The sequence below is a fragment of the Enterobacter sp. E12 genome, from assembly GCF_014596715.2.
Lineage (GTDB): Bacteria > Pseudomonadota > Gammaproteobacteria > Enterobacterales > Enterobacteriaceae > Enterobacter > Enterobacter bugandensis.
The window spans coordinates 3,256,434-3,282,559 of record NZ_CP115601.1 but is presented as its reverse complement, the minus strand read 5'-3'; the positions used below and the strand labels follow the sequence as shown (position 1 = coordinate 3,282,559).

Sequence of the window (26,126 nt, the reverse complement as noted above, 5' to 3'; positions counted from 1 at the left end):
GCGTTTACTCACGAACAAACCACGTTACCGCAAAATGTATCCTGGATTTGTTCACTCAACAACCACGTTAATTCCTATTTTGAACAGATCCCCGAACTCTGGGGGTGAGATATGAAGATGGATGAGAGATACAGCAATGCTTCCTACGGTAGCGCTGGTCTTGCAGCTTTCTTCGCCAGCCTGTCTTTGCAGGATTGGGGCTTCATTATCGGCGTCGCATTCAGTATCACCCTCGGCGTGCTTACCTACCGGCTCAATAAACGTGAGCAGATGAAGCGAACGAAGATCCTGCAGGACATCCTAAACAAAACAGATACAGACAATCCCTCCGCTACCGCCAGAGTGATTGCTGAACTCGGACAAAAAGCTCCGAAGGAACTCTGATGGATAGTGCGCTCAGAAATAAAATAGCAGGCGCAATTGGTGCTGGCGCAATCGCTATTGCCACCGCAATGCTTTCCGGAAAGGGAGGGCTTGAGGGAAGGGAATATGTCGCCTACAAAGATGTCGTTGGTGTTCTCACGGTCTGTGATGGACACACCGGCAAAGACATCATTCCCGGCAAGCGATATACAGACAAAGAATGCGATGCGATTACTAAGAGCGATCTGACTCGCATAGCAAGACAAGTAGACCCGGCCATCAAAGTTCCCACCACTGAAACGCAACGCGCCGCCATTTATTCCTTCGCCTACAACGTTGGAGCAAGCGCCGCCATAAACTCAACGCTCATGAAAAAGCTCAACGCCAAAGACTACTCTGGTGCGTGTGACGAGCTGAAGCGTTGGGTGTTTGCAGGTGGTCAAAAGTGGAAAGGCTTGATTAACCGCCGCGATGTTGAATACCAGGTTTGCACATGGAGCCAGAAGAATGCTTAAGAAGTGGCCTATAGGCGAGATCATCACCATAGCAGCAATAGTCATCGTGATTCTTCTGACGCTTCGCCTTGCCTCGGATAACAAAAAGCTCAGTGAAGATAACGGGCGACTATCCGAGCAGATTAAAGATATCGGGCAGAAGAACGAAGGTCTGGCTAACTCGATTGATGGCCTGGTAGAGCAGATCGGCGTAATGAACAAGATAGTGGCAACTGAAGCGCGTCGTCGTGCCGCAGCTGAAATGAAAGCCCAGAAACTGCAAGAAGAGGTGAAGGATGCGCTCAAAGGCAATGCATGTGCTGTTGAGTATATCCCTGCTAATGCTGTTATCGGGGTGCACAAAGCAGCAGATAGTGCGCGAGGCCATAAAGGTAAAAAATCCGCCGATACCCGCAAATCTACTGATTGATTGCGTGGTGCCTGAAGTGCCAGAACAAATGACATTCGGAGACAGCGTGCAGCTCAACGTCGCGCTACTGCTTTCGATTGAGAACTGCAACGGACAGTTAGAAGCTATTCGTGAAATCGAATCCTCCCGACAAGGACAGATTGCTCAACCCCAATAAGGCGGTGGTCCCAATCTTGCTGACGGGTAAGCCGTAAGTAACCAATCACTACTGAGAAGCAGAGAAACCGTTGCGCTAGAAATTGGAGCAAACAATGGAATTAACAAACGTATCCGCGCCAGTAGGCGTGTGGACTCAGGTTTATGCTGGGACCGTTGCATCAACAATCGCAATCTCAGGCACCGAGGCGTACATATGCCAGTCTACTAACGCACCAGAGGACGATCTGATTGGGCTTCCCTTTGTAGGCGGCTCAATTAGTCAGAGTATCTACCATGCCGTTTCTGGCACTCCTGTATACGTCAAGCCACTTAACGCTGACGCAATCATTATCGTTAACGCATAGGTGAAATCATGCCAGCAATCGTAGTCGCTCAGTCGGGCGAAGCAGTAAGCGTAACAAAAGCAACAGAAACCCCAGTAGCAGCAACAACATCCACTGCCGGCACAGTTAAGCAGATGACATTCACTGCCCAGTTAACAGCAGCGCCTACTCAGGCTGACTTCAACTCACTGCTGACCAAGCTGATCGCCGCAGGTCACATGGCATCAAGCTGAGGTGTGAAATGGCGAAAATTAATAAATTCCTGATATCCGTTCACCAGGATGGATTCAGCTGGGAAAACTTTGAGTCGAAGGTTGAGCCGTCGATTAAAGATGGGTTTCTGACCGTGAAACTCGCAAACGAAACACGCAGCTATAACCTGCAGAAGGTCAACCAGTACAAAGTCCAATACGAAACTGAAGAGTAATTAACATGGCAACTCCGGATTGGGAGGCCATCGAGTCGGCTTACCGTGCCGGGGTGTTGAGCCTCAGAGAGATAGCATCGCAGCATGGCATAAGTGATACCGCCATACGCAAGCGAGCAAAGAAAGAAGAATGGACGCGTGACCTTGCAGCTAAGGTTAAAGCCAAAGCTGATGACCTGGTTCGCAAGAGGGAGGTTCGCGCACAGGTTCGCAGTGAGAACCATATCAGCGAACGCGAACTGGTGGAGGCTACGGCCGAGGCAATAGCCAATGTTCGCATGGAGCACAGGGGTGATATAAAGCGAGCGAGAGAGTTGGCTAACCTTCTCTTCAGTGAGCTATCAGCTGAATGCACGGACGTTGAGGCTCTCCATAAGCTCGGCGAGTTAATGCTTAACCCTGATGATAAGGGGCAGGACAAGCTCAATGACCTGTACCACAAAATTATCAGCATGCCCCAGCGCGTCAAATCCATGAAAGACCTTAGCGACACCCTCAAGACATTAATCGGCCTTGAGCGTGAGGCTTACAGCATCAAAGAGGATGAGCCTTCAAGCGTCAACAAAGGAACCAGCCTCAATGACTTCTACAACACCAACTCTTAACCCTGTATTGCGAGACTTCTGGACTACGCAATCACGCAACAAGATTCTCTATGGTGGCCGGGCAAGCTCCAAGTCATGGGATGCAGCAGGTTTTGCTATCTACCTGGCAAACAATTACAAGCTGCGCTTCCTTTGTGCTCGTCAGATACAAAACAAGATAGCCGAGTCGGTCTACGCGCTGTTGAAGATTCAGATTGAGCGCTTTGGCTTGCAGTCGCGCTTCCGTGTGCTGAAAGACAAGATAGTCAATCGCGTTACCGGAACGGAGTTCATCTTCTACGGCCTGAAGAACAGCGTTGATGAGATTAAGTCGCTTGAGAGTATCGACGTGCTCTGGCTGGAAGAGGCTCATGCACTGACTGAAGAGCAATGGGAGATACTTGAGCCAACCATTCGTAAAGAAGGCTCTGAATGCTGGTTTATCTTCAACCCCAACCTCTACACCGATTTCGTATATCAAAACTTCATCGTTAACCCTCCGCCAAGGACGCTGGTTCGCAAGATTAACTTTGATGAGAACCCATTCTTATCGAAGACCATGCTTGAAGTCATTGACGCGGCGAAAGAGCGAGACGAAGAGGCATTTGAGCATGTCTATCTTGGCGTGCCACGCTCAGATGATGATGCGACGGTAATTAAGCGCTCCTGGATAGAGGCATCCATTGATGCGCACATAAAGCTTGGGTTCGAACCAGAAGGCATGAAACGCATCGGGTTTGACGTTGCGGATGATGGTGAGGATAAGTGCGCGATGGTGTATGCGCATGGCTCTGTGGCGTTCTGGTGCGATGAATGGTCAGCGAAAGAGGATGAGCTAAGTAAGTCATGCTCGCGCGTGTATGGCGAGGCACTTAAGCGTGATGCTCACATTACCTATGACTCCATTGGTGTAGGTGCATTTGCGGGAAGTAAGTTTTGCGAGATTAACGCAGAGCGTAAAACAAGAATCCAGTATGCGAAGTTCAACGCTGGCGACTCAGTGCACAACCCAGAAAAGCTATACGTTGAGAAGATAACCAACAAGGACTACTTCTCAAACATCAAAGCTCAGTCGTGGTGGAGTCTTGCCGACCGGTTCAGAAACACATTCAACGCCATTAAGCGCGGTGAGCCATTCAAGCCAGAGAAGATGATCAGCATTTCCTCTGATATGCCATATCTCGAAAAGCTGAAGACTGAACTCAGTACTCCCAAGCGCGACTTCGACAATAACGGACGCGTAAAGGTTGAGAGCAAAAAAGACCTGGCTAAGCGAGAGATAAAGTCGCCAAACCTGGCAGATGCTTTCGTTATGGCGTACGCACCGATTAATCGCTCACTTCTCGTTGGCAAAAACTCAGGCTGGTAACATGTCAAAACGAAACACAAGCGCAGCACAGAAGCCGCGCAAGCTTGCTGTGGGCCAGTCATGGGCATCTGACAGCGAGTATCAGAAGCAAAAAATAGACAAGCACTTTGCGGGCATGAAGCACGCAGCATATAAGCCACCAAAAGGCGTTGTTCCTGATACTGCAGTAGTAGGTGACAGCGTCGATTACGGCATGCTTAACAGCGTGTTTGTATCGTCTGATTCTGTATTCATGGGCTATCCATTGCTGGCTACCCTGGCGCAGAAATCAGAGAACCGCGTAGCCTGTGAGCAGTCTGTAAATGAGGTGTTCCGTAAGGGCTTCAAGGTGAAGTCCAACGATACCAAGAATGACCGTTCAGATATCATCGGCCAGCTTGAGGACGCGTTTGAGAAGTATGCGGTAGAGAAACACCTTAAGCTGCTCGGATTCAACGCTGAGGCGTTCGGAAACTCATTCCTGTTTGTGAAAATGAAGGGCGATGAGAACGAACGCGACAAAGAGCTTCTGCTAGACCCTACGAAGATTAAGAAAGGCGATCTGGAAGGTTTCCGCGTTATTGAGCCGATGTGGACCTATCCACAGGCATACAACGCAATCGACCCAATCAGCCCTGAGTTCTTCGTGCCTCAGCAATGGTATGTGATGGGTCGCATCGTAAGCGCCAGTCGCATGAAGTCCCTGGTGCTTTATTCGGTGCCGGACATGCTGAAGCCGTCCTATAACTTTGGCGGCCTGTCCCTGATTCAGATGATGCTTCCCTATGTAACAAACTGGGAAAGCGTGCGCGATGACATCCCGAGAATCATTACTTCCTTCAGGACGTATATCTGGTCTACGGATATGGAAACGTATCTGCAGGACCGCAATGAGTTCGACAAGCGTCTAGATACTCTGGTCTATGGGAAAGACAACCACGGCGTCCTGGCAATCGATAAGACCCAGGAAACTCTGGAGCAGATGAACACATCGCTTTCAGGGCTTCAGGAGCTACAGGCAGAGATGCTCAGGCTAATCTGCGTACCTTCACGCCTAAGCGTCACAAGCCTGACAGGCAGCCAGCCAAGCGGAATGAACGCCAGTGGCGAGGGTGAAAGGGAATCACAGCACGAGAACATCTCCAACAAGCAGAAGAACAGCTACAAGCCGGTGCTTGACTGGGTGCTGAAAATCCTCTGCCTGAATGAGTTTGGGGAGTTTTACGAAGACTTGTATATCGACTTCAATCCTCTGGATGAACTGAGCGACCTGGAAATTGCCGATATCAACAACAAGAAGGCTGATACGTATGTGAAGCTGATTGATGCTGAAGTTGTAACGCCTGAGCAGGTTTGCAAGGTGATCGCAGCTGATGATGATTCGGAGTTCAACGGCATCAAGTATGAAGTCGTGAGCATCTGTCCTGAGGACGATACTGATGAAGATAAAGACCCTTCGTCGGGTTCGCTACAACGCGACGATAGCAAATCAATACGCGATGTCGCTTAAAGGTCTCATCTCGGAAATGGTCAAGAGCGCTGACTATTGGGCTCGTGCTCAGTACAACGCACATCAGTCAGGAGAGCGCGGTATGAATGATATAGCCGACCGCCTGATTGACCTCAGGGAGCGATGGGTTGCCACATTCTCAGATGCGGCCGTAACAATAGCCCCTAAGTTTGTTAAAGCAGTAGACAGCACAGCGACAAAATCACTCAAGCGCTCAATCGGTGAAAAAGACCTGCCAAAGGTTAAATTCACAATGACGCCCGAGATGAAGCAGGCTGTTGATGGCATCGTTGCTGAAAACGTTAACCTGATTAAATCCATCCCTGAGAAGTATTTCACCCAAGTGCAGACAATCACTATCCAGTCGATTACGCGAGGACGTGACCTGCAGTACATGACCGAGGAACTACAGAAGCAATTCGGCGTGACGAGGCGCAGGGCAGAACGCATTGCTCTCGATCAGAACAACAAGGCTACGGCTGAGTTAGCAAGGGTCAGGCAGCAATCACTGGGTATCACCAAAGGAATCTGGATACATTCAGGTGGAGGCAGTCATCCACGACCCAAGCACGTGAAAGCTAATGGTCAGGAGTTCGACCTGGATAAAGGATTGCCAGTTGGTGATAACGGTGAATATGTTTTACCCGGGCAAGAGATAAATTGCGGTTGCAGCTGGAAGCCGGTGCTTCCATTCTAAAACAACAGGTCGCTAAGGCGGCCTTTTTTATTGCCTGAAGAAAGGTAAATCCATGCCAGTACATCAGAAAGAGGGCAAATGGTACTGGGGTAGCAAAGGCCCGTTTGTGTCGAAAGAGAAAGCCGAAGAAGTAGAGCGAGCGGCATACGCCAATGGCTACCGAGGCGACTCCTACGACATGGGCTCATCAGTCCGTACGTATGACGATTACGGGCGGATGAACATCACCCAGTGCAACATCAGCAAAGAATGCGTGAGCCCGTACAGGGGCTCAAGTTTGCCGGGATGGAGAGATTTAGGCCTTAACCCTGATCGCCTCTATTACATCTATCGCCCTGCAGAAGAGCTTATCCGCGCCGCTGACTCGTTCAACAACGTGCCAGTGACCATTGAGCACCCAAACCAGTTAGACACGCCTGACACTCCACAGGAGCGCGTAGGCACAACCGGGACAGATACGCGATTCGAATCCCCTTATCTCGTTACCAGCATGAAGCTGTGGGATAAGGCGGCGATCGAAGGTGTGGAGAACTCCACACGGCGCGAGCTTTCCATCTTCCCTTCATTCTTCGACCTGGATATGACCCCGGGCGAGTTCATGGGTCAGGCGTATGACGGCGTTGCCAGAAACATTTCTGGTAACTCTGTCGCGCTGACCATTAAAGGCCGTGTTGGCGCTGAATGCGCCGTAGGCGATTCACAAGACCAAGAGGAAACTTTGATGGAAGGCTTGACCGACCTGATTAAAACCAAGTTTGCCACAGCATCCGATTCGGACGCTGATGAACTGGCAAAGGGCATCATGGAGCTTATGGCTCAGCATGAGCAAAGCGAAATCAATGCTGAAAAACCCGGCGATAACGACGATCCGGAAAAAGATAAACCAGGTGATAACGATGACCCTGAAAAGGACAAAGATAAGCCTGGTGACAATGATGATCCCGAAAAAGAAAAGGAAAAAGAGCCAATGGGTGATAGTGCCATTCGCGACCTGGTAGCAAAAGCCAAATCAGAAGCGCTGGCAGAAGCGCGCCGTGAGTTCTCAGCAACTCGTGAGGCCATGCGCACAGTTGAGCCAGTGTATGGCCATGTATCAGGCGACTCTGCAGATGACATCTACAAAGCAGTGCTGAAGCAGGAGAAGGTAAACATCGACGGTGTTCACCCATCAGCCTACAAAGCGCTGGTTCAGATGGCTATTCATGGCAAGACCAGCAAACAACCAGTCGGTGACTCTGCTGAGAAGCAGGCAAGCGCTGCTGACTTCAAAGAATATTTCTAAGGGAAACCGAAAATGACCTTTCAGCAAAACGTAACTTTGTACCCAGCTCCGGGTAAAGAAGGCGATCTGGCATCACTCAACCCTACCGCTGTGGCGCTGCCGCCTGAAGGTTCTTATAAGGCTGGCGCGAGTGGTGTCTATCAGGCTCGCTGGGTGTGGGTGGATGGCACGGACCCTACTCTGGTGAATAACACAGGCACAGGCCTTCCATTGGGTTGGGTAATGAATACCGGCAAGGGTGTCATCCCACTGGGTTCAACTGGCTCGATGCTGGTAGAGCCAGGCACCGATCTGGGCGTATTCACTGTAGGCGACTTCTGGGTGCGTACCGCAACAGCAGCAACAAAAGGGCAGAAAATCTTCGCCGTTCTTGCTGATGGAACAACCAAAACTGGTGCGGCCGGAGCAACCATTTCTGGCGCAATTGAAACGCCGTATTACGTTGCATCCGATGCTGATGCCAATTCAATTATCAAAATGACCAAGCAGGGGGTTCTGTAATGGAGCTTAATCAATCCACTCTGCCGCAGTACCTGAAAGTACTGGCAGACAAGGGCGTAGTCTTCGAGAAAACCCCTTCTTATCTTTCCATGAAAGGTGTAGTAGGTGACTCCGCAGTAGATATGGCTACTGTAGCAAACGGTGGCATTCCAGCTGCGGCGGCTCAGGTCATCGACCCGATGATCATCAAGCAACTTTTCGCTCCTACTGTAGCAACTCAGATTTACCCGGAAGTGAAGAAAGGCACCTGGGCGGTTCAGGATGTTCTGTTCCCACGCACTGAAGAAGCGTATGAAATCGTTGCTTATGACGATCGCTCTCGTGCTGGTTCTACCCATGTAAACGCCAACTGGGAACAGCGTCGCCAGATGCGCTTCCAGGGCATGAACGAATGGGGCGACCTGGAGCAAGAGAAGTACGGCATGGCTCTGATTCCTTACGTTGCCATGAAGCAGGCGGCTGGCGTTGATGCTATTAACCGTTTCTTCAACAAGTCCTACATGTACGGCATCTCTGGCGCGCCTAACTTCGGCATCATGAACGACCCGGCACTCCCTGCAGCTCTGACTCCAATCACCACAGCTGATGGTAAAGTGAAATGGGCAGACAAAGACGCCGTTGGCATCTTCAACGATGTGAAAAAGATGTTCACCAACCTGGCGGCTAAAAACCAGGGTCTGGTGCAGGAAACCAGCCCAATGAAACTGGTTGTGAGCCCAAGCGATAACGCCTCTTTGGGCGCAATCAACGCACTGGGTACGGCTTCAGCTATCGACCTGATTAAGAAGACCTATACCAACCTGACCGTTGTTGTGGTGCCTGAGTTTGGCACTCCTTCAGGTGGCCTGATTCAGCTGATCGCCGAAAGCCTGGGTGGCACTCCTGTCGGCAATACCGTCTACACCGAAAAAATGCGTGCATTCCCGGTATTCGTTGAGCACTCAATGACCAGCCAGAAACTGGCAGCCGGTACTCTCGGCACCGTTATCTACCGCCCATCCGGCGTTGTTCAAATGACAGGGACTCTCTAATGGCTAACGTAGTGGTAAGTAGCAAGCTCATTCACGGCACCGTATTTGAAGTGAACGGTAAAGAGATCGTGGTAAACGGCCAGAACAGTAGCGAGCTCGTTGCTGTTCGCGGTTATGAAGGCGTGTGCGGGCTGACCCATATGCCTGAAGAGTTGTGGCAGGCCATTGAGAGTAAGTACGCTGATATGACCGCTATCAAGGATGGTTTTATCTTCGCGCAGAAAAATGAGGCTAACGCCAAAGCTGCAGCAGAAGACAAAAAAGACCTGAAAACTGGCGGCGAACAACACGTACTGAAAAAAGGCGAGAAAGAGGAGTAACGTATGGGCGTCGTAACTCTGGATGTGGCCGAGTGGAAGTCGAAATATCCGCAATATAACGCGCTTACTGACCAGCAGGTTGAAGACCTGTTTTACGCCGCAACTACCTATCTGGAGAACACGCCGCAATCCGTTATCGCTGATGAAGAGAAGAGGAAATACTTCCTCTATCTTCTGACTGCACACCTTGCTTACTTATTCTACGTTGATGCAAATGACAATGGCGGCGTGACCGGAATGGTAGGCCGCCTTTCTTCTGCATCTGAGGGTAGCGTAAGCGTAGGTTCGGCTATGAGCAATGTTCCATTCAATGCTGAGTTCTTTCTTCAGTCGCCATACGGATTCACCTTCTGGCAGGCCGCTAAGGTTTATCGGATGGGCTTTTACAGGGGTAGATGCAGATGAGCGACAAGATACTCGATGCGCTGAATAACATCGCCAGCAACCTCTCAGATAAGCAACTGAAGGTTGGATTTATAGACGGGGCCACATATCCGGACGGTACGCCTGTGGCTATGGTCGCTGCGACAAACGAATATGGAAACCCAGCCAACAACCAACCTCCAAGACCATTCTTCCGAAATGCCATTGCTGAGCATGAAAGCGAATGGCTGGATGCCATATCAAGAGGCATTCAGAAAGGTGTACCGCTTGATGATGTTCTTGCGGTGGTTGGTGAAAAGGCTGTGGGTGATGTCGTTCAGTCGATTGCCACGTTAATGGATCCTCCGCTTTCCCCTGCAACTATCGCATCTCGCAAGTCGAAAGGTAATGCCTCAACAAAACCTCTCGTTGACACCAAAGTCATGATTCGTGATGTGCATTATGAGGTAGGAGAAATTGAACCTTCACAAGATAGCCAATAACGCCATTCGCAGGGTAAACCCTAATATCCCGGCGGTCCTCAAGAAATACGCAGGCGAGACTATTGGTCCCGGTCGCAAGCCAACTCCCTTCTATCTTCCAGACCAGAACGTCACCATTCAGCTTCAGCCTATCAGTCGCGGCGATATGCAACACGTCGATGGTCTAAATATTCAAGGGCTGGCGAAGGTTATTTATGTGAATGGGAACTATTTCAGCGTCCAGCGTGAGATGGAGCAGGGCGGGGATATTTTCGTGATTGGCAGCGAGCAATGGCTAGTAGTTGAGCCGGTAGAGCTCTGGCCTGACTGGTGCCGCCTCATAGTGGTATTGCAGGTGAGCCCATGAATGACTTCACCGTAGACAACGTAATCGACGTTCTGGCGGATTACATCGAACCCATAGCCGGTATTTGCCAGCAGGCACAGGCTAACAGGGTGCCGATGCCAAAAGGCCAGTTCTGCATCCTGACCCCCTTGCGATTCACGCGGCTATCCACGACGAGAGATATCAAGCAGGACACAGGCTCTCCGTCGACAAGCACTATGGGATATACCGAGGTTCGCCAGGCAGATATCCAGGTTGATATCTATGGTCAGGGTGCAGGGGATCGGGCAATCGCCTTGGAAACCACATTCGCCAGTAGCTATGGCTACGACATCATCAAAGCTATCGATGCCAGACTGGCACCGCTTTACTCATCTCCGGCAATTCAGGCTCCCATGATAGATGCGGAGAGCCAGTGGCAGGAGCGATACACACTAACACTTTCTCTGCAGGCGCACATCACCGTGTCGTTCCCGCAGGACTATTTCGATAAAGCAGAAATTTCAACTGAACAGGTGGATGACCGCCCATGAGCACAATCCCTTTATCCGTAGATTTTAATATCACGCCCAATGTCGTTACACCTGCCGGTTCTGCGGTTGATGCTAACGGCCTGATGCTGACCGACAATGAACTGGTGCCTGTGGGCTCAGTTGTCTCCTACTTCTCTGCCGCTGATGTGTCAGCTCTTATGGGAAGCACATCAAAAGAATTCCTTGCCGCGCAGCAATACTTCAACGGCTACGAAAACTCATCCGTTATCCCGGGTGAATTGCTGATGTACCGCGTAATCACCACTGATGTTGCTGGCTACCTGCTGTCAGGAAATCTGAAAGGTGTTGCACTGGCGACACTCAAGGCAATCCCAGCAGGTACGATTACCCTCACAGTGGATGGCGTATCAACTACCAGCTCGTCTATCGACCTTTCAACTGCAACAAGCTTCAGCGATATTGCATCCAAGCTGCAGACCGGTATCGGCGCGAGCAAGGTGGCGGTTGAATGGCTGCCAATTGCAAATCGCTTCATCATTCGCTCAGCGACGACCGGCGCGGACAGTGAAGTGTCATATGCATCTCCAGGTGCGCTGGCAACCGGCCTTCTGCTGACGCAAGCAACTGCCGCTACCGTCTCCCCGGGCTCTGATGCAATAACGCTGACAGACACGATGAATAACATCATCAACACCAATCAGAACTGGATTCTGTTTAACTCCCTGGTTGAGTTAACGGATGACCAGAAAACTGAACTGTGTGCGTGGGCAAATGGCAGCAAAAACCGATTCGGCTATGTGGTGCATGACACGACCGCTGAAGGCACTATCGCCAACAACGCCAACTGCTTTGTTCAGAAGGTTGTCGTGGCTAACGGGTATGAGAACATCTTCCCGGTGTACGGTTCCTATCTGTACAGCGTTACAGCGCTGGCATATGCGGCATCTGTAGACTTCGCACGGACAAATGGTCGCGTGTCGTTCAAATTCCGAGGCTTCTCTGGTCTTGCGCCTAACGTAAGCGATCTGGCAACAGCTCAGGCACTCAAGTCTAACGGCTATAACTTCTACGGCTCATACAGCCTTAACAAGACGATGGCGCAGTATGCATCAGACGGTGCTATCTCAGGCAAATTCGTCTGGCTGGACAGCTTCATTGACCAGGTATGGATTAACGCGAACCTCGTAGGCGCTTATGCAAACCTGTTCACCAATAACCAGTCCTACCCATTCAATCAGAATGGCTATGGCGCGATTCAGGCCGCCACGATCGATGTAGCAAACCAGGCTCTGACCTTTGGTGCAATTCAGAAAGGCGTGGTTCTAGACCAGGCACAGATTCGCATCGTGAATAACACCGTGGGCAAGGATATTTCTGCGACTCTTTATTCTGAAGGGTGGTATCTGTTTATTCCTACTCAGACCGGTGCCGCACGTTTAGAGCGTGACCTGAAAGGTGCAATCTTCTACTACGTAGACGGTCAGCTAATCCAATCTATCAACATGTCTTCAACCGCTATTCTTTAAGGACGACAAAATGCCAATTGATATTACAAGTGCTAATTCCAAGCTGCGCATCGTCGTGCCATCTTACTACCCTGGCGGTTTTGATGTGGATGATTACGCAGCCGACAACATGTTTGAAACCGCTGCCTTGCAGAACGCTGAAGAGCAAATGTCAGCGGATGGGAAATACCATGCAGGTTTTATTTTCAACCCGACAGAATTCACCATCAACCTAATGCCAACTTCAAACGCAGGAAGCCTGGTTGATGACTGGCTGGCAGCTGAGCGAACAGCAATTGGTAAATTTGCATGCAATGCTGTTTTAACGGTTCCGGCATTAGGGGCGAAATGGAATTTCGTGAATGGGATTCTATACACCTGGACTCCAACCCCTCCAGGTCGTCGAGTTCTCCAGCCGCGTCCTGCAGTATTCCACTTTGAAACGGTAACCCGGAGCGCAATCTAATGGCTCGTAAGGAAATTTCTTTCATCGTCGAAGCAGAAGGGCGGGACAAGGGTAAAGAATTTCTCATCACAGAAATGTCGGCATGGGATGCCGACACTCTGGCGCAGGATATCTTCCGAGCGATGGGAGATTCAGGGTTCAGCGAGATTCCTGCAGATGTGATCGCAATGGGTTGCGCAGGGCTGGCTACGGTGGGACTTAGCGTTATCTCTGCATCATCTCCTGATGTCGCCCGTCAATTGCGCGATCGCCTGATGTCTACTGTAGAAATCATCATCACCAATGAAGGCACAAGACAACAGCGTAAGGTGAATGGAGTTATTGATTTCGAAGAGGTCTCCACTATTCGCACGCTGCTGGATAAAGTCTTCCAGGTTAACTTCGATTTTTTAACGATCGCCGGAGAGTAAAGTACCCCTTCATGGATGAAGAGTCTCTTCCGGCCAAGCTGGTCTCGCCTGTTAACGTTTCTTCGGCAATTAACGCAATTATCTGCTCCGGCAAAGCCTCTTATCTGGACCTCCAGGAGAAGCTTTCCGTAGCAGATATGTACAACCTGCTGGAAATCATATCAGTTGACAACTTCAACCAACGCGTCTGGCATAAGCATCAGGAGCAACGATGATTATCAATGAGTTGGCCTATAAGGTCACAATCAAGGTCGATGAGTTCCTGAACGGCAAGAAGAAGGTTGAAGAGGGTGTTAAGGAGCTTCAGGACACTGTAGATAAAAGCTTTGACGACATTGATGACACTTCAAAGCAGACTGGTAAGGTAGTCGTTAAAACTGGCGATGACATTCAGCGCTCTACGCGGAAAACAGGGCGCGTTATTTCTGATGCCACGTTTGATGTTAAGAAATTTGGCACTTCGGCAGCCACGTCATTTCGTGGCGTTTATGCGGCGGCAGCCGGGTTTCTTGGGATTGGTGCTGGTCTGTATGGCATCAAGCAGCTTTTCACCTCCACATCTAATGAAATCGTTCGCGCTAGTAATCAGGCTAAATTCTTTGGCACTGACGTAAACAAGATGTTCGGTCTTCGTCGTGGCTTTCAGCAAGCAGGGCTAAACGGCGATGCTTTCATCAGTTCCGCAGGAAATGCCAGAATGGCTCTTGCGAACATTAAAGACCCAACAGTCTTCGGCGGCCTGACTGGTGCGGCGCAGAATCTCATGGTACTTGGAGCTCGCACAGGACTGAATATTAACAATCTTGGCGACCCAAGCAAGGCTCTAGGTGAATTCACCCGCTACGGTAAGAATCACTCACAAGAAAACCTGATGCAAGTAATGGCAGCTGCAGGTTTCGACCCTACAGATGCAGCCAAGATTAAATCTGGCGAGCTCAAATCACTGGTCGACTCTGAGACGAAGAAGTCAAACATCACCGCTCAGCAGGTCAAAGAGCAGGAGGCATTAGTGGCAACACTTGGCCAGCTCGACTCTGAGTTTGACCGCCTGAGGCAGGACCTTGCAATTGCATTTGCTCCAGAGGTTATCAGTGCCATGAAAGACTTTGGCGACTGGATACGCGAACACCATGGAGACATCATTGGGTTCTTCCGTGACGCAGGAGACTCCGTTAAGAAGCTCACAGATTCAGTAGGCGGAGCGACAGCGTTACTTCTTCTTCTTGCTGCCGGACTGAGGACAAACCCATTGGTCATGGGAGCTATAGCTGCAGCAACAGCAAGCCATGGAATAGATGAATCTAGGGATGAGGCAAAAAAACAAGGCAAAGACGTTGGCACGTATCTTTATGAAAAAGTCCATGAAGATAAAAAACCTTTCCTCACCTGGGAATCTGTTAAATCTCTTTTCGGCTTTAACGACCCGATGCAATACGCACAGTCAGCGAAAATACAAAGTCAGGGTAGCAATGATGTACAAAATACAGAAGGCATGAACGACCTTCTGTATGGCGTAATGATGACTGAATCGAGTGGTAACCCATTAGCATATAACACATCATCCGGAGCTGCTGGCGCTTATCAGTTTATGCCAGAAACAGCCAGGGAGGTTGGGTTAACCGTAAATCATCAGGTTGATGAAAGACTGGATCCAGAAAAGGCAAAAGCAGCAGCAACGGTTTACATGCGCAAGTTGTTGAAAAGGTATGACGGGAATGTTGATAACGCTCTCCGCGCCTACAACTGGGGTATGGGTAATGTTGATAAGTGGATAGCCAGCGGAAGTGACATTTCTAAACTACCTAAAGAAACCAGAGAGTACACTGGTAAAGTGTACGGCAATATGGGTAACGCCAGAAACTACTACGCCACACAGGGTAGGATGGCGGACAGCAGGCCATATGAGCTGGCTTCTGGCGGCGGACAGTCACAGATAACTAATAGCACCCATATCAACACAGTGAACGTTAACAGCAACCCTCAGACCGTGGACTCTCTGACTCAGAGCATTAACCAGCAGGCGAAAAGGGCAACCACAAATTCATCGTTTGCTACTGCTGTGAATTGATACGATCGATTTATTTCATGAACAGCATGATTTTTGCGCAGTAGAATTAGGCATGGAGGTAAGACTATGAGAAGCAATTTGCTTTATCTGTTTATCTACACGCTGACATTTACGATCGCTGGCCAGCCTGTAGACAAGTTAATGACAATAAGTCCAGGATACGCTCTGTTGCTACTTACTTTGTGGGTCGCTGTATCATCAGGAATTGTTCACATAATACACTTCTGGCCTACCAAAGTACGTTAATAACCCGCTTCGGCGGGTTTTTTATTGCTGGAGAAACGATGAGCATCATCGACCTCAATACCGCAGACATATTTAATGCGATCGGCGGTGGATCTCCGCTGTCGATAATCGACAGCGTCCTGCATCCTCAGTATGTCATCAGAGATAGCACCACAGGAGCTGTAGCGCTTGAGTTCAGTGGCATGGCTTCAATTCAGCCAAGTGGCAGGGCTCAGATAACGAATGCACCGGTTGAGGGAGGCAAATATCAGTCCATCAACAAAGTGAAAGAACCGTCTGTTGTCAGGTGCGAAATCATAGTTACCGGGCTAACGGGTTTCTCAGGCGGCATTCCAAACATCTTCGACCTGACGTTTACCAGCCAGAACAGCACACTTGAAACTATCAAAACAATGCTGTCTACAGCTAATACATACGATATCGAAACACCGAAAGAAACGCTTGAGAGTTACGACCTGGTAGACCATTCGTATGAGGTTAATTCACAGCGCGGCGTGAGCATGCTGACCATTTACCTGTACTTTCAGGAGGTCATGCAGCAAATGGAGGTGGTACTGTCCGGCGCTCAGGCTGAGGCAAAACCAACGAACGACTCAATTAGCCAGGGCGTGACCGGAATGGGGGCCTCGACGAAAGACGCTGGCTCTACACCATCCACGGTAGACGACCTTGGTAAGTCATGGTCATCGCTGAAAACTTCAGTGTCAGGCATAGCAACATCAGCATCTAACGCTATCTCTACAAGCTTTCAGAGTGCTCTTGATACTGTTTCGAAGCCAATACTCGAAGTTACAAACAGCGCCACACAGAAGGCTGCTGAGCTTGCCAAAGAAATCAATGAGAACATCACATGAGAACAATTCCACTTGAGCCGCAGAAGTCACAGTCTGTCTCTGTGGATTTGGCGGGGCAACGATGTGTAATACGACTGATTCAGCGTGAAAGCTTCATATACATGGACCTGACGGTTAACGGAAACCCAATTATGCAAGGCGTTCCGTGCCTGTACGGAAACAAAATGGTCCGGTATTCATATCTCGGATTTCAGGGCGATCTAGTGTTCCTCGATAATGTAGGTCAGCAAGACCCATCTTATGATGGACTCGGAGGCAGGTTCATTCTTTACTACATTGAGGAGAGCGAACTTGTACAGTAAACGTTCTCTTCGATTTGAGTTTATGAATGAAACCTCATCGTTCGACGACGCGGGGAACAATCAAATCTCCATCAGTGAAGCCCGGGCGACAGTTTCTCTCCAGTCCTCCGGTAATCTCTTCGGAACGCAGGTTAGCGTAAGCATATTCGGGCTCGGACTGGAAATGCTTGCGGCGCTGTCTTCAAAAGCAATGGGCTTGTTCGGCACTGATACAGAGCGTATCAGCATGAAGATTTTCGTAGAGAACACGGCGATATTTGCCGGGTATATGACATCATCTGTCGCCAACATGAACACCGTGCCGAATACCGCATTGATGATTACGGCAACGGCAAATGCTGACCTGCAGAACAAAATCGCGTCACCATTTTCATTCAATGGCTCCACTCCGGTAACAAGCGTTATTAACGCTATCTGCAAAGCTGCGGGATATAAGCCTTATATCGTAGGTCTAGACGGAAAAGTAATCGCAAATCCTCATTATGAGGGCAGTGTATTTGACCAGTTGCGATCACTTTGTGACGACCTGAGCATTGCAATGTCTGTTGCTCCACCTTCGATATCATTCTGGCCACAGGAAAGCACAAAGGACGATGTGAAGCCTCTTATCTCTCCTGAGTATGGATTAATTGGATATCCGGTCTTCTCAAATGGCGGCGTGATGTTCCAGACGCAGTTCTCAACGCTTCTGACGACAGGGCGTGACATAGAGCTACAGACAACCCTGCCACATGCCAGCGGCGTTTATAAGCTCACCAGCGTAACGCATGAGCTGTCATCCTGGATGGAGGACGGGCCCTGGCATTCAGTGTGCATTGCTAACAGAAAATTAGAAGAGGCGACGAGTGGCTGACCATTTATTTACGCCAACTAGTGCGCAAACTAGTGATGCGGAAAACCTGTCATATGTTTTTAAAAAGCTCCTTTCAGGGGCTTTTTTTATTGAGCTTGTCCAGGTAACCGCGATACGAGGTTCGGCACCAAATCTGGTTGTGGATGTTATTCCCCTGGTAACCAGGACAGACCCATCAGGGGCAACGATCCAGAATTCAGAAATCTTTAATGTTCCGGTATTTCGACTTCAGCGCGGAGCCAGTGCAGTCATTATGAATCCTGTTGAGGGAGATATTGGCATGATCGCCATCTGCGACCGAGACAACTCAATAGCGCGGGCAAACCGTAAGCAATCTGTTCCTGGAAGCAAGAGAACGCATAGCAAATCAGATGCTCTTTATCTTGGCGGGTTCCTGAATGCACAACCTTCTGAATACGTTGAATTCACCAGCTCCGGAATCAACATAAAATCACCCGGCATCGTAAACATCAACGGACTGAAAATCTTGGCAGACGGTCGCCTGCAATTAGTTGATGGGAGCATCGTTGATGCTCACAAACATGGTGGCGTATCGCCTGGCGGAAGTAACACTGCGCCTTTGGAGCCATAAATGACCTACAGAACCATGCAATTAGACGTGTCGACATGGGATTTAACGCTGGATGGCAGCGGCAATATTGCGATAGCTGACGAGTCATATTCTGTAGCTCAGGATGTAGCCAGCGCATGTCTTGTCTTCTCTGGTGAGTGCTATTACGACACCACGCTCGGTATTCCGTGGAAAACAGACGTACTCGGCAAGCGTCCAACGCCTAGCTTTATCCAGCAGAAGTTGCAAACCGAGGCGCTCAAATTACCGATTGTTGACCAGGCATTAGCCAATGTCTTCTTCGATAAAAACACCCGCAATATGCGCGGAACTATCCGTGTGACCGACATCAATGGAAACACAGCGCAGGCCACACTATGACGACACTAAACACCGCAGTACCTGATGTAACCATTACAGAGAATGGATTATCCGTTCCTGATGTGGCGGACATTCTTTCTGGCCGACTGACAGATATGAGCGCAGCATTGGGAGGTGGCGCAAGCCAGTCTCTTAGCTCACCTCAGGGACAGATTGCGCAATCCGATACTGAAATTATTGCCCAGGAATACGATAAGTTGCTTTGTCTGTTTAATCAGGTAAATCCTGACTACGCAACCGGGCGATTCCAGGATGGTATTGGCCGCATCTACTTTATGGATCGAATTTCAGCGCAGGGAACTGTTGTAACAGCTACGTGTATTGGGCAGGTTGGCACAACCATTCCTGCTGGCAGCACGGCAATAGACACTAATGGTTATATTTATCAGTCTATTGATTCAGCAATAATCCCCGCGGGTGGCTCCATTGATGTTCAGTTTGTTAACACAACAACGGGGCCGATATCTTGTGCATCTGGCGCACTGAATCAAATTTATCGAGCAGTGCCTGGCTGGGATGCGATCACAAATGCTAACCCGGGTGTTGTTGGTGTTGATGTGGAATCACGCATTGCATTTGAGACGCGCAGACAGCAGTCAGTAGCAAGAAACAGCCGCAATCAGGACGCATCAGTGTTATCCGCCGTGCTTGCAACTAATGGAGTGCTTGATGCTTATGTCTGGTCAAACCGGACTGCAGCCACCGTAAACAAAGGAGCGACAAGCTACCCTGTTGTTGCTCACTCTATTTTTATATCCGTATATGGTGGAACGGATGCAGATGTGGCCGAGGCCATATTCAGCACATATAACCCTGGCGCGAATCTTAACGGGACCACGCATTACACCGTTTACGATAATGTTAACTATCTCCCGCCATATCCTTCATACGATATGCAGTGGCTCAAGGCATCACCTACAAGGGTTTATTTTAATGTTCAAATTGATAGCTCCCTAAACCCTCCGAGTGACATCACTCAGCAAGTTAAGAACATGATTATTTCTGTTTTTAATGGTGAATATGAAGGAATAGGTAAAGCAAGAATAGGTGCAACTATCAATGCTGGTAAATATTACGCCCCCATCATATCAATAGACCCGAATACGGTTGGGGTTCTGCTTCTTCAGGTATCCCTGAATGGCACAACATTTCTGCCATCCGTAACCATGGGTATTGACCAGGTTCCAACGATACAGGCATCCGACATCACAGTTACATTGGTTTAATTGGGGGAGATTTACATGTGGCAGGACACGATCCTAACGCAGTATTCCGCCAGCCAAAAATTACTTTCAATTATTGATACATTCAATCAGGCGGTAAGTCTAGATGATTTCACTGATGAGTTTATAGAGAAAGTATGGGATTTGACAACGTGCGAAACCTTCGGGCTGGACATGTGGGGAGCAATTGTAGGTGTAAGTCGATACGTAATCGCTCCAATAGACAATGAGTCTTTTGGGTTTTCTGAGGCAAATGATTATGACCCCGAATACCCAACCCCATTCAACGATGCACCATTTTTTGGCGGCATGCAGGAAACAACAAATATAAGGCTTGGTGATGATGCGTATCGAACCTTAATCATGTGCAAAGCCTTTACGAACATCAGTATCGCAACCATTCCAGACATCAATAAATTTCTCAAAATCATGTTCTACAGGCGAGGTCGTGCATATTGCATTAACTATAGAGACATGACCATGGGGATAACTTTTGAATTCGAGCTGGCACCATACGAAGAATCCATTCTGACTAATTATGAGGTTGCACCGGTACCTAGCGGGGTGCTTGTGAATATCAGGCAAGTGGTCAGCCCTTACTTTGGATTCTCCTCTGACTCATATCCATTTAATGATGGAACATTCTACAGAGATTAAATAATGAATCGTTCAGATGCACCCACGAAACAACCAACTCCATTTGCTGTAAATGGCCCACGAGAGCCTATCCTGCCAACAACTCCTGCAGGTGATAATACGGCTTCGTATGATTCAGGTTTCCCGCCAATCACAATGACCCTTAAATCTGCAGGCGGATTACCTCCAAAGGGTCAGGATATGAACCAAATCCTGTTTGAGCTATCAAGCCTCTCAAGGTGGTTCAGTACCGGTGCAATTAACTCTTATGACTCTGTATTTGCCACATCCATTGGTGGTTATCCAAAAGGGTCTGTTGTCTTGGGTAATGACGGACAGACCAAATATGAAAGCACCACAGATAGCAACCTCACCAACCCAAACACTGGCGGGGCTGGATGGACTAACCTCAGTACGGCATATCTTGCCAGAAGCAATCCATTTGGGGATATCAAGGCAGATGGCACTGTTAACACAGCGAAAATTAATTTAAGCCTCCAGGCCTTTAATAGCTCTGGATCAACAACCACTGTTTCAGCGCCAACTTCTGGTGTTTTCCTATATGTAACTGATTCCGGAAACTGGGGTGTTCAGGATTCAGCTGGGAACCCACTCCCATTACCTATTGCAGGTGGTGGTACTGGTGCAAACACACTATTGGGTGCGCGGGTGAATTTGGGTGTAGCTAGCTTCTCTTCTAACACATCCACAAGTTATGTATCAGCCCCAACCTCTGGTGTCGCATTTTACGTGTCAAACTCAGGAAACTGGGGGGTGCAGGATTCTGGTGGGAATCCATTGCCACTAACAATTCAAGGTGGCGGCACGGGAGCAAACACCCTGACAGGGGCGAGAGTAAACCTAGGCGTGGCACAATTTGGTGTTTCCGGTTCAGTGACAGCAATGTCTTCTCCTGACTCTTCCCGCTCCGTGATTATTGATAATGCGGGCACATGGGGAGCTCAGACAAGCACCGGAACCGTGATTCCTCTTTCAGTTGGTCGTGGAGGCACTGGGGCAACTGATGCTGCTACAGCAAGAACAAATTTAGGTCTTGGAACAGCAGCGACTAAAAACGTTGGCGTTGGAGCCGGTCAAGTTCCCGACATGAGTGCGTTCCCTTACTCAGCTGCCACCAAGGGTTATGCAAAGTTGCCTAATGGTCTCATTTTTCAGTGGGGAAGGATCAGCATGGCCGCAGCTAATGCCTCTGGTGATGTGGCTGTTGACAGTTTCGCTATATCATTCCCGAATGGTGTTCTTCATACATATGCAACTGGCGGCCAGACCCTGACAAACACCCCATGCTTTGCAACTTCAGAAGCAATAGATACTAATCAGATTAGGTTAAAAGCAATCGCAGTTAACCTCACCGATAAAACAATTACCCAGGGCATGTCAGTGACTGTCGAATGGTTTGCAATAGGATCTTAAAAATGAGCGAGTACGTATATAGTGCTAGCACTAACGCTTTCTATCCTTTCTCACTAAAACCTGACTATGAATCTGCAGGTTCATGGCCGGATGATGGCGTAGATGTGACTAAAGAGGTTTTCCTGGAATTCTCCGGGACACCTCCGGCAGGAAAAGAGAGGGGGGTTGGTGAGGATGGATTGCCTGTATGGGTTGATATTCCACCAACCCCAAATTCTGTGTTACGGAAGATTGCCCTTGCTACATTAAGTAGCGTATATCAGGACGACATTGAAAAACTTAACAGAGCATGGCTTGCGGCCGCCGTTAATGATGGCGTCAATGAGACTGCAAAAAAAGATGTCGTTCTGTCTCAGATTAATACCCGAAAAACACAATATGCAAGCGACAGGGCAGCAATTATTGCCCAATACCCTGATTGACGGAGAATGAAATGTCGGATAAAGACAACGCACAAGCAATTGAAGGTCAGGCATCTACTGAGTCAACAGAAGTAAGATTCTGTCCTATATGCGGTACTCAAATGCATCAGGGTGAGAGGTATGGATTTCTCTGCTGGATTTGCCCTGAATGTGATTTTGATGAACCAGTATAAATTTAAATCACCGGCAAAAACATGGCCCTTTCGGGCCATGCTTATTACGATCTGCAATTTGGTTTATCAAACGCAATCAGTATTCTGTTTTGATCGGAGTAAACTCTATACCTCTGATTAGACTCAATCTCTCGCATGGAGCAAGCTCTATTTAAATCGCTTTCTCCTGTGATTTCGTTCTTTATGTCATACATCTTAATGAGATGAGTTCCCCACCAACCTCCTGTGTAATAAAGAGGAATGAGCGGCTCCAGAGAAGGAAGCCTCTTGATGGCATTTAATCTCTGAATTGATGAGCCTTGCGTCCCAAATATTCTTACCTGTTTAATACCATCAGGATCGTCACTGGATACAATCTGAGCTAACTCACTTGATAGTTTGACATCATATTCTTTCTGATACTTAAGTGCATTCCCATATGCAAATGAGTAATAGTTTGCAAATAAAAACAAAGGTGCTAAAAGTATTGCCAGGAACGTTTTTCTCTTAATATTCATTAGCGTCATCAAAATAACGTACATTATGATTCCGCAGAAGGATATTAAAACCCTGTGCACAAAGATAGGATTCTTTAACAAGCTTAGGTGAATAAATGATAGTAAATATATTGTTGCTGGGGATGTGATTATCACAAGGGAAACGATAAATCTGGGTCCAGACCATGCGGCCTTTCTTGAGTAAACAGAATAAATCGAAAACAAAACGGCAAGAAGCGCAACAACATATACAACAATTGGCATTTCGCCAATCGTTCTCATTAACTGATAATTCATTCCTCTGGATGTATCAATTACTGATTGAAAACCCTCGGAATTAAATTCAATCATTTGTGAATGTGTTTCGTTGTAGTCACCTTGAATGAAATACTTAGCAATGAGGCTATATACCAAATAGCCAATAAACAGTGACGCTACCCTTAAGCACAAAACTTTCAGAAGGTTACAATCTGTAGCGTTGTTTTTCCTATAAGCTATAGCAAGTTCAATAAGTGCCAGCGCACAAAAGAAACCAATTGAAGCTTGGTAAAGACTTAACGATGCCGCTACGCACAGGACTCCTGCCAATAATTTTAAGCTTAAGTTCCTGATACCGCAAAAAGGAAGCAGTAAGAGCGCCACCGACAAAATCATTGGAAGGACATCAAACTTATAAGAAAGGTTCTCCAGCAGGAATGGGTTTGCAATTACAAAGAAGAAAAGCAAACCGGCCTTAAAAGGACCAATAAAGTTAATAGCTGTTTTATAGTACGCAAACGAGCAAAGAACATATGCCCCACAAGCCATCAGCAAAGGAAGTGGAGAAATATCAACGATCTCTCCAGACGTCATGTTTGCCAGTGCCATTACTGCATCTGCAAGGGGTCTGCCATTAAGACCCCAGTTCTTGTATCCATACTGCGATCTCAATATATCATCTATGTAAAGACGGTCAGCAAGTATGATCGGTAATATGTACAGCAAAATCATAATCGACAGAGAGATTAGGAATATCTTCTCATCTTTCTTGAACATTTTTTATTCCTGCGCTATCAGCTTTTATTTTTCAAAACATAACGAGGTCTGTTTTTGACTTCAGTGTATATCCTGCCTACATACTCCCCAAGCACTCCAATACCAATCAACTGTATGCCGCCAAGGAACAGAACAGAAACAAGCAATGAAGGATAGCCACGAACTGGGTTACCAAAGGCAAGCGTGTTGATAATCATCCATGCGCCGTACAGGAAAGCCATTCCTGCTACTGCGAGACCAATATAGGTCCACATGCGAAGAGGGAAGGTGGAGAAGCTCGTAATTCCTTCCAGAGCGAGATTCCATAACTTCCAGCCATTGAATTTTGTATTACCGGCCACGCGTTCTGCGCGAGCATACTCAACGACATCAGTCCTTCCGCCTACCCAGCTCAATACACCCTTCATAAATAGGTTGCGCTCTGGCATGAGCTTAATATTCTCTACCACTTCTCGAGACATCAGGCGGAAATCGCCAACGTTCTCTTCAATCTGCGGATTACTGATTTTGTTGTGCAGCTTATAGAACCATTCAGCCGTCTTACGCTTAAGCCTGCCATCAGTAGAACGGTCTGTGCGCTTAGCCAGAACCATGTCTGCACCGGCCTGCCATTTATTGATAAGATGAGGAATTACCTCGATAGGGTCCTGTAGGTCCACGTCAATCGGGATAATTGCATCGCCTGTTGCATGGTCGAGACCGGCGAATAGCGCAGGCTCTTTGCCGAAATTTCGCGTGAAGGATAGTGGCTTAACGAGCGGGTCTGAAATAGCAATTGAGTTTATGATCGCTTCCGTTGCGTCCTTGCTTCCGTCATTGATGAACACTATTTCTACTTCGTATTGCTGAAGGTCTTCAAACTCTCTGACGGTTTTGTAAAAAATTGGTATCGCGTCCTCTTCATTGAAGACGGGAACAACCAGAGAAATCTTCATTTTTCTTCCCTAAAGACAATGTGTTTCGAATAAAAGAACCCGCAAATCAGGCTTATCAACGAGAATTCAACAAGGGTAATGATAGGTGCGATCTGATAATAGTCAGACAATTTTCCCACAAGAACGCTCATTAACCCCATGAAGGTGACAAAGAGGAAATACCCCTTCACTTTTGGCTTTGATTTGAAAGTAAACGCGGCATTTGCGAAGAAAGAGAATGTCACAGCGGTAGCGAAAGCCAGAAAGTTCGCTGCAGCCTGATTAACAGAGAACATGTAGACGCCAACAGCAAAGACAAACCAGTGAATGGCGGTGTTGAACACGCCTACTGTCAAATATTTTGAGAATAGCTTAAGCATATGAGTAGTTTGGTTGTTTTAGAATTTAGCGGAGTTTACCACCTAAGACCAATCTGATCAGCACTTGATCAATCCATAAAGCTGAAATACTGTATATGCATACAGTAAACAGGAGGTGGTTATGGGATTTCCTAGCCCAGCACAAGACTACGTTGAGGAGCGCATATCGCTCGACAAGCGCATCATATCGAGGCCAGCGGCTACGTACTTCATGCGTGCCGGTGCGACACACTACCGTGAAGGCATCCTCAGTGGTGCTCTGCTCGTTGTTGATGCATCGCTGAGGCCGTGTGATGGCTCATTGCTGGTATGCAGAATGGAAGGTGAGCTCAGAATAAAGCGATACCGAAATCACCCAAAGCCCCACCTTGAGGATTTGCAAACTGGCAGACGCGAAGAGATACCTGCATACGATGACGGAACTAGCCCGGATGCGATATTTGGTGTTATCACATACATCATCAACGATGCGCGGACAGGTGAGTTTGATGATTGCCCAGTGATGTGAGCTTTTGTGTTAAGCTGACCGCATATCCAATCGTGCTATGTTGCAAACATGTAACAAGTCGGCATTCTTTCCATGTGATGAATTGAGTTGCTTTTATTAAACCGGACAACATACC

Annotated in this window: 36 protein-coding genes; 33 read left to right on the top strand and 3 right to left on the bottom strand. The window is 48.2% G+C overall.

The window, feature by feature from the left end:
- The first annotated feature begins 111 nt into the window (after positions 1-111).
- The 32 genes from IB212_RS15615 (at position 112) to IB212_RS15460 (ending at position 22,698) form a co-directional block, all read left to right on the top strand.
- On the top strand, positions 112-384 hold the full coding sequence (locus IB212_RS15615; RefSeq protein ID WP_021241270.1) for a hypothetical protein: 273 nt from the start codon (positions 112-114) through the stop codon (positions 382-384).
- Complete coding sequence (locus tag IB212_RS15610; protein WP_079916582.1) at positions 384-878, top strand: lysozyme; 495 nt, start codon at positions 384-386, stop codon at positions 876-878. The genes IB212_RS15615 and IB212_RS15610 overlap by 1 nt, the downstream gene beginning before the upstream one ends.
- Complete coding sequence (locus IB212_RS15605) at positions 871-1,287, top strand: DUF2570 domain-containing protein (RefSeq protein WP_188245913.1); 417 nt, start codon at positions 871-873, stop codon at positions 1,285-1,287. Before IB212_RS15610 ends, IB212_RS15605 begins: the two co-directional genes overlap by 8 nt.
- 511 nt (positions 1,288-1,798) lie before the next feature.
- Positions 1,799-2,002: a hypothetical protein gene (locus IB212_RS15600; protein ID WP_188245912.1), complete on the top strand. Its 204-nt coding sequence runs from the start codon at positions 1,799-1,801 to the stop codon at positions 2,000-2,002.
- Between the two features lie 8 nt (positions 2,003-2,010).
- The gene (locus IB212_RS15595) at positions 2,011-2,196 is read left to right on the top strand and encodes a hypothetical protein (protein ID WP_188245911.1); all 186 of its coding nucleotides are present in this window, start codon (positions 2,011-2,013) and stop codon (positions 2,194-2,196) included.
- 5 nt (positions 2,197-2,201) lie between these two features.
- Positions 2,202-2,801 carry a hypothetical protein gene (locus IB212_RS15590; RefSeq protein WP_188245910.1) on the top strand — a complete coding sequence of 200 codons (600 nt, stop codon included), beginning with the start codon at positions 2,202-2,204 and terminating at the stop codon, positions 2,799-2,801.
- Positions 2,776-4,149 carry a PBSX family phage terminase large subunit gene (locus IB212_RS15585; RefSeq protein WP_188245909.1) on the top strand — a complete coding sequence of 458 codons (1,374 nt, stop codon included), beginning with the start codon at positions 2,776-2,778 and terminating at the stop codon, positions 4,147-4,149. The genes IB212_RS15590 and IB212_RS15585 overlap by 26 nt, the downstream gene beginning before the upstream one ends.
- Before the next feature lies 1 nt (position 4,150).
- Positions 4,151-5,638, top strand: coding sequence for a DUF1073 domain-containing protein (locus IB212_RS15580; protein WP_188245908.1), 1,488 nt, complete (start codon positions 4,151-4,153; stop codon positions 5,636-5,638).
- On the top strand, positions 5,568-6,335 hold the full coding sequence (locus tag IB212_RS15575) for a phage minor head protein (protein ID WP_223239671.1): 768 nt from the start codon (positions 5,568-5,570) through the stop codon (positions 6,333-6,335). The genes IB212_RS15580 and IB212_RS15575 overlap by 71 nt, the downstream gene beginning before the upstream one ends.
- Positions 6,336-6,387: 52 nt before the next feature.
- On the top strand, positions 6,388-7,617 hold the full coding sequence (locus IB212_RS15570) for a DUF2213 domain-containing protein (RefSeq protein WP_188245907.1): 1,230 nt from the start codon (positions 6,388-6,390) through the stop codon (positions 7,615-7,617).
- 12 nt (positions 7,618-7,629) lie between these two features.
- Entirely contained in the window at positions 7,630-8,118 is a 489-nt protein-coding gene (locus IB212_RS15565; protein ID WP_188245906.1) for a hypothetical protein, read from the top strand.
- On the top strand, positions 8,118-9,149 hold the full coding sequence (locus IB212_RS15560; RefSeq protein ID WP_188245905.1) for a hypothetical protein: 1,032 nt from the start codon (positions 8,118-8,120) through the stop codon (positions 9,147-9,149). The genes IB212_RS15565 and IB212_RS15560 overlap by 1 nt, the downstream gene beginning before the upstream one ends.
- Positions 9,149-9,469: a hypothetical protein gene (locus IB212_RS15555; protein ID WP_188245904.1), complete on the top strand. Its 321-nt coding sequence runs from the start codon at positions 9,149-9,151 to the stop codon at positions 9,467-9,469. The genes IB212_RS15560 and IB212_RS15555 overlap by 1 nt, the downstream gene beginning before the upstream one ends.
- Before the next feature lie 3 nt (positions 9,470-9,472).
- Complete coding sequence (locus IB212_RS15550) at positions 9,473-9,874, top strand: DUF4054 domain-containing protein (RefSeq protein ID WP_188245903.1); 402 nt, start codon at positions 9,473-9,475, stop codon at positions 9,872-9,874.
- The gene (locus IB212_RS15545) at positions 9,871-10,335 is read left to right on the top strand and encodes a hypothetical protein (protein WP_188245902.1); all 465 of its coding nucleotides are present in this window, start codon (positions 9,871-9,873) and stop codon (positions 10,333-10,335) included. The genes IB212_RS15550 and IB212_RS15545 overlap by 4 nt, the downstream gene beginning before the upstream one ends.
- Positions 10,310-10,681: a hypothetical protein gene (locus IB212_RS15540; protein WP_188245901.1), complete on the top strand. Its 372-nt coding sequence runs from the start codon at positions 10,310-10,312 to the stop codon at positions 10,679-10,681. The genes IB212_RS15545 and IB212_RS15540 overlap by 26 nt, the downstream gene beginning before the upstream one ends.
- Positions 10,678-11,193, top strand: coding sequence for an LIC_12616 family protein (locus tag IB212_RS15535; protein ID WP_223239670.1), 516 nt, complete (start codon positions 10,678-10,680; stop codon positions 11,191-11,193). The genes IB212_RS15540 and IB212_RS15535 overlap by 4 nt, the downstream gene beginning before the upstream one ends.
- Positions 11,190-12,680, top strand: coding sequence for a DUF3383 domain-containing protein (locus IB212_RS15530; RefSeq protein ID WP_188245900.1), 1,491 nt, complete (start codon positions 11,190-11,192; stop codon positions 12,678-12,680). The genes IB212_RS15535 and IB212_RS15530 overlap by 4 nt, the downstream gene beginning before the upstream one ends.
- A 10-nt stretch (positions 12,681-12,690) precedes the next feature.
- Positions 12,691-13,125 carry a phage tail fiber protein gene (locus IB212_RS15525; protein ID WP_093955090.1) on the top strand — a complete coding sequence of 145 codons (435 nt, stop codon included), beginning with the start codon at positions 12,691-12,693 and terminating at the stop codon, positions 13,123-13,125.
- Entirely contained in the window at positions 13,125-13,535 is a 411-nt protein-coding gene (locus IB212_RS15520) for a hypothetical protein (protein WP_188245899.1), read from the top strand. The genes IB212_RS15525 and IB212_RS15520 overlap by 1 nt, the downstream gene beginning before the upstream one ends.
- A gap of 11 nt (positions 13,536-13,546) precedes the next feature.
- Positions 13,547-13,750: a hypothetical protein gene (locus tag IB212_RS15515; RefSeq protein ID WP_188245898.1), complete on the top strand. Its 204-nt coding sequence runs from the start codon at positions 13,547-13,549 to the stop codon at positions 13,748-13,750.
- Positions 13,747-15,603, top strand: coding sequence for a lytic transglycosylase domain-containing protein (locus IB212_RS15510; RefSeq protein ID WP_188245897.1), 1,857 nt, complete (start codon positions 13,747-13,749; stop codon positions 15,601-15,603). Before IB212_RS15515 ends, IB212_RS15510 begins: the two co-directional genes overlap by 4 nt.
- 284 nt (positions 15,604-15,887) lie before the next feature.
- Positions 15,888-16,703 carry a hypothetical protein gene (locus IB212_RS15505; protein WP_188245896.1) on the top strand — a complete coding sequence of 272 codons (816 nt, stop codon included), beginning with the start codon at positions 15,888-15,890 and terminating at the stop codon, positions 16,701-16,703.
- Positions 16,700-17,005 carry a phage baseplate plug protein gene (locus IB212_RS15500; protein ID WP_105629721.1) on the top strand — a complete coding sequence of 102 codons (306 nt, stop codon included), beginning with the start codon at positions 16,700-16,702 and terminating at the stop codon, positions 17,003-17,005. The genes IB212_RS15505 and IB212_RS15500 overlap by 4 nt, the downstream gene beginning before the upstream one ends.
- The gene (locus tag IB212_RS15495; protein WP_223239669.1) at positions 16,995-17,858 is read left to right on the top strand and encodes a hypothetical protein; all 864 of its coding nucleotides are present in this window, start codon (positions 16,995-16,997) and stop codon (positions 17,856-17,858) included. Before IB212_RS15500 ends, IB212_RS15495 begins: the two co-directional genes overlap by 11 nt.
- Positions 17,851-18,450, top strand: coding sequence for a phage baseplate protein (locus IB212_RS15490; RefSeq protein WP_188245894.1), 600 nt, complete (start codon positions 17,851-17,853; stop codon positions 18,448-18,450). Before IB212_RS15495 ends, IB212_RS15490 begins: the two co-directional genes overlap by 8 nt.
- Complete coding sequence (locus tag IB212_RS15485; RefSeq protein WP_188245893.1) at positions 18,451-18,810, top strand: hypothetical protein; 360 nt, start codon at positions 18,451-18,453, stop codon at positions 18,808-18,810.
- Entirely contained in the window at positions 18,807-20,036 is a 1,230-nt protein-coding gene (locus IB212_RS15480; protein WP_188245892.1) for a baseplate J/gp47 family protein, read from the top strand. The genes IB212_RS15485 and IB212_RS15480 overlap by 4 nt, the downstream gene beginning before the upstream one ends.
- A gap of 15 nt (positions 20,037-20,051) precedes the next feature.
- On the top strand, positions 20,052-20,690 hold the full coding sequence (locus tag IB212_RS15475; protein ID WP_188245891.1) for a DUF2612 domain-containing protein: 639 nt from the start codon (positions 20,052-20,054) through the stop codon (positions 20,688-20,690).
- 3 nt (positions 20,691-20,693) lie between these two features.
- The gene (locus IB212_RS15470) at positions 20,694-22,103 is read left to right on the top strand and encodes a hypothetical protein (protein WP_188245964.1); all 1,410 of its coding nucleotides are present in this window, start codon (positions 20,694-20,696) and stop codon (positions 22,101-22,103) included.
- Positions 22,104-22,105: 2 nt separating this feature from the next.
- The gene (locus IB212_RS15465; protein WP_188245890.1) at positions 22,106-22,525 is read left to right on the top strand and encodes a tail fiber assembly protein; all 420 of its coding nucleotides are present in this window, start codon (positions 22,106-22,108) and stop codon (positions 22,523-22,525) included.
- A gap of 11 nt (positions 22,526-22,536) precedes the next feature.
- A complete protein-coding gene (locus IB212_RS15460; RefSeq protein WP_188245889.1) occupies positions 22,537-22,698 on the top strand; it encodes a zf-TFIIB domain-containing protein in 162 nt (53 codons plus the stop codon).
- A 44-nt stretch (positions 22,699-22,742) separates the two neighbouring features.
- Here IB212_RS15460 and IB212_RS15455 read toward each other — a convergent pair whose 3' ends face one another.
- Genes IB212_RS15455 through IB212_RS15445 form a run of 3 tightly spaced genes read right to left on the bottom strand, consistent with a single transcriptional unit; the run spans position 22,743 to position 25,503 of the window.
- Positions 22,743-24,209: a glucosyltransferase domain-containing protein gene (locus IB212_RS15455; RefSeq protein WP_188245888.1), complete on the bottom strand. Its 1,467-nt coding sequence runs from the start codon at positions 24,207-24,209 to the stop codon at positions 22,743-22,745.
- 17 nt (positions 24,210-24,226) lie between these two features.
- Positions 24,227-25,144 carry a glycosyltransferase family 2 protein gene (locus tag IB212_RS15450; protein WP_188245887.1) on the bottom strand — a complete coding sequence of 306 codons (918 nt, stop codon included), beginning with the start codon at positions 25,142-25,144 and terminating at the stop codon, positions 24,227-24,229.
- Complete coding sequence (locus IB212_RS15445) at positions 25,141-25,503, bottom strand: GtrA family protein (protein ID WP_188245886.1); 363 nt, start codon at positions 25,501-25,503, stop codon at positions 25,141-25,143. The genes IB212_RS15450 and IB212_RS15445 overlap by 4 nt, the downstream gene beginning before the upstream one ends.
- 121 nt (positions 25,504-25,624) lie before the next feature.
- Between IB212_RS15445 and IB212_RS15440 the strand changes: the two genes are divergently transcribed.
- The gene (locus IB212_RS15440; RefSeq protein ID WP_188245885.1) at positions 25,625-26,011 is read left to right on the top strand and encodes a S24 family peptidase; all 387 of its coding nucleotides are present in this window, start codon (positions 25,625-25,627) and stop codon (positions 26,009-26,011) included.
- The last annotated feature ends 115 nt before the right edge of the window (positions 26,012-26,126 follow it).

Coding starts and splice junctions, on each gene's coding strand:
- IB212_RS15615 (WP_021241270.1), top strand. CDS start 112: ATGAAGATGGATGAGAGATACAGCAATGCTTCCTACGGTAGCGCTGGT.
- IB212_RS15550 (WP_188245903.1), top strand. CDS start 9,473: ATGGGCGTCGTAACTCTGGATGTGGCCGAGTGGAAGTCGAAATATCCG.
- IB212_RS15570 (WP_188245907.1), top strand. CDS start 6,388: ATGCCAGTACATCAGAAAGAGGGCAAATGGTACTGGGGTAGCAAAGGC.
- IB212_RS15610 (WP_079916582.1), top strand. CDS start 384: ATGGATAGTGCGCTCAGAAATAAAATAGCAGGCGCAATTGGTGCTGGC.
- IB212_RS15555 (WP_188245904.1), top strand. CDS start 9,149: ATGGCTAACGTAGTGGTAAGTAGCAAGCTCATTCACGGCACCGTATTT.
- IB212_RS15525 (WP_093955090.1), top strand. CDS start 12,691: ATGCCAATTGATATTACAAGTGCTAATTCCAAGCTGCGCATCGTCGTG.
- IB212_RS15440 (WP_188245885.1), top strand. CDS start 25,625: ATGGGATTTCCTAGCCCAGCACAAGACTACGTTGAGGAGCGCATATCG.
- IB212_RS15500 (WP_105629721.1), top strand. CDS start 16,700: ATGAGAACAATTCCACTTGAGCCGCAGAAGTCACAGTCTGTCTCTGTG.
- IB212_RS15520 (WP_188245899.1), top strand. CDS start 13,125: ATGGCTCGTAAGGAAATTTCTTTCATCGTCGAAGCAGAAGGGCGGGAC.
- IB212_RS15470 (WP_188245964.1), top strand. CDS start 20,694: ATGAATCGTTCAGATGCACCCACGAAACAACCAACTCCATTTGCTGTA.
- IB212_RS15445 (WP_188245886.1), bottom strand. CDS start 25,503: ATGCTTAAGCTATTCTCAAAATATTTGACAGTAGGCGTGTTCAACACC.
- IB212_RS15600 (WP_188245912.1), top strand. CDS start 1,799: ATGCCAGCAATCGTAGTCGCTCAGTCGGGCGAAGCAGTAAGCGTAACA.
- IB212_RS15545 (WP_188245902.1), top strand. CDS start 9,871: ATGAGCGACAAGATACTCGATGCGCTGAATAACATCGCCAGCAACCTC.
- IB212_RS15450 (WP_188245887.1), bottom strand. CDS start 25,144: ATGAAGATTTCTCTGGTTGTTCCCGTCTTCAATGAAGAGGACGCGATA.
- IB212_RS15575 (WP_223239671.1), top strand. CDS start 5,568: ATGAAGATAAAGACCCTTCGTCGGGTTCGCTACAACGCGACGATAGCA.
- IB212_RS15535 (WP_223239670.1), top strand. CDS start 10,678: ATGAATGACTTCACCGTAGACAACGTAATCGACGTTCTGGCGGATTAC.
- IB212_RS15515 (WP_188245898.1), top strand. CDS start 13,547: ATGGATGAAGAGTCTCTTCCGGCCAAGCTGGTCTCGCCTGTTAACGTT.
- IB212_RS15475 (WP_188245891.1), top strand. CDS start 20,052: ATGTGGCAGGACACGATCCTAACGCAGTATTCCGCCAGCCAAAAATTA.
- IB212_RS15455 (WP_188245888.1), bottom strand. CDS start 24,209: ATGTTCAAGAAAGATGAGAAGATATTCCTAATCTCTCTGTCGATTATG.
- IB212_RS15510 (WP_188245897.1), top strand. CDS start 13,747: ATGATTATCAATGAGTTGGCCTATAAGGTCACAATCAAGGTCGATGAG.
- IB212_RS15465 (WP_188245890.1), top strand. CDS start 22,106: ATGAGCGAGTACGTATATAGTGCTAGCACTAACGCTTTCTATCCTTTC.
- IB212_RS15580 (WP_188245908.1), top strand. CDS start 4,151: ATGTCAAAACGAAACACAAGCGCAGCACAGAAGCCGCGCAAGCTTGCT.
- IB212_RS15505 (WP_188245896.1), top strand. CDS start 15,888: ATGAGCATCATCGACCTCAATACCGCAGACATATTTAATGCGATCGGC.
- IB212_RS15485 (WP_188245893.1), top strand. CDS start 18,451: ATGACCTACAGAACCATGCAATTAGACGTGTCGACATGGGATTTAACG.
- IB212_RS15590 (WP_188245910.1), top strand. CDS start 2,202: ATGGCAACTCCGGATTGGGAGGCCATCGAGTCGGCTTACCGTGCCGGG.
- IB212_RS15530 (WP_188245900.1), top strand. CDS start 11,190: ATGAGCACAATCCCTTTATCCGTAGATTTTAATATCACGCCCAATGTC.
- IB212_RS15560 (WP_188245905.1), top strand. CDS start 8,118: ATGGAGCTTAATCAATCCACTCTGCCGCAGTACCTGAAAGTACTGGCA.
- IB212_RS15605 (WP_188245913.1), top strand. CDS start 871: ATGCTTAAGAAGTGGCCTATAGGCGAGATCATCACCATAGCAGCAATA.
- IB212_RS15480 (WP_188245892.1), top strand. CDS start 18,807: ATGACGACACTAAACACCGCAGTACCTGATGTAACCATTACAGAGAAT.
- IB212_RS15585 (WP_188245909.1), top strand. CDS start 2,776: ATGACTTCTACAACACCAACTCTTAACCCTGTATTGCGAGACTTCTGG.
- IB212_RS15595 (WP_188245911.1), top strand. CDS start 2,011: ATGGCGAAAATTAATAAATTCCTGATATCCGTTCACCAGGATGGATTC.
- IB212_RS15460 (WP_188245889.1), top strand. CDS start 22,537: ATGTCGGATAAAGACAACGCACAAGCAATTGAAGGTCAGGCATCTACT.
- IB212_RS15565 (WP_188245906.1), top strand. CDS start 7,630: ATGACCTTTCAGCAAAACGTAACTTTGTACCCAGCTCCGGGTAAAGAA.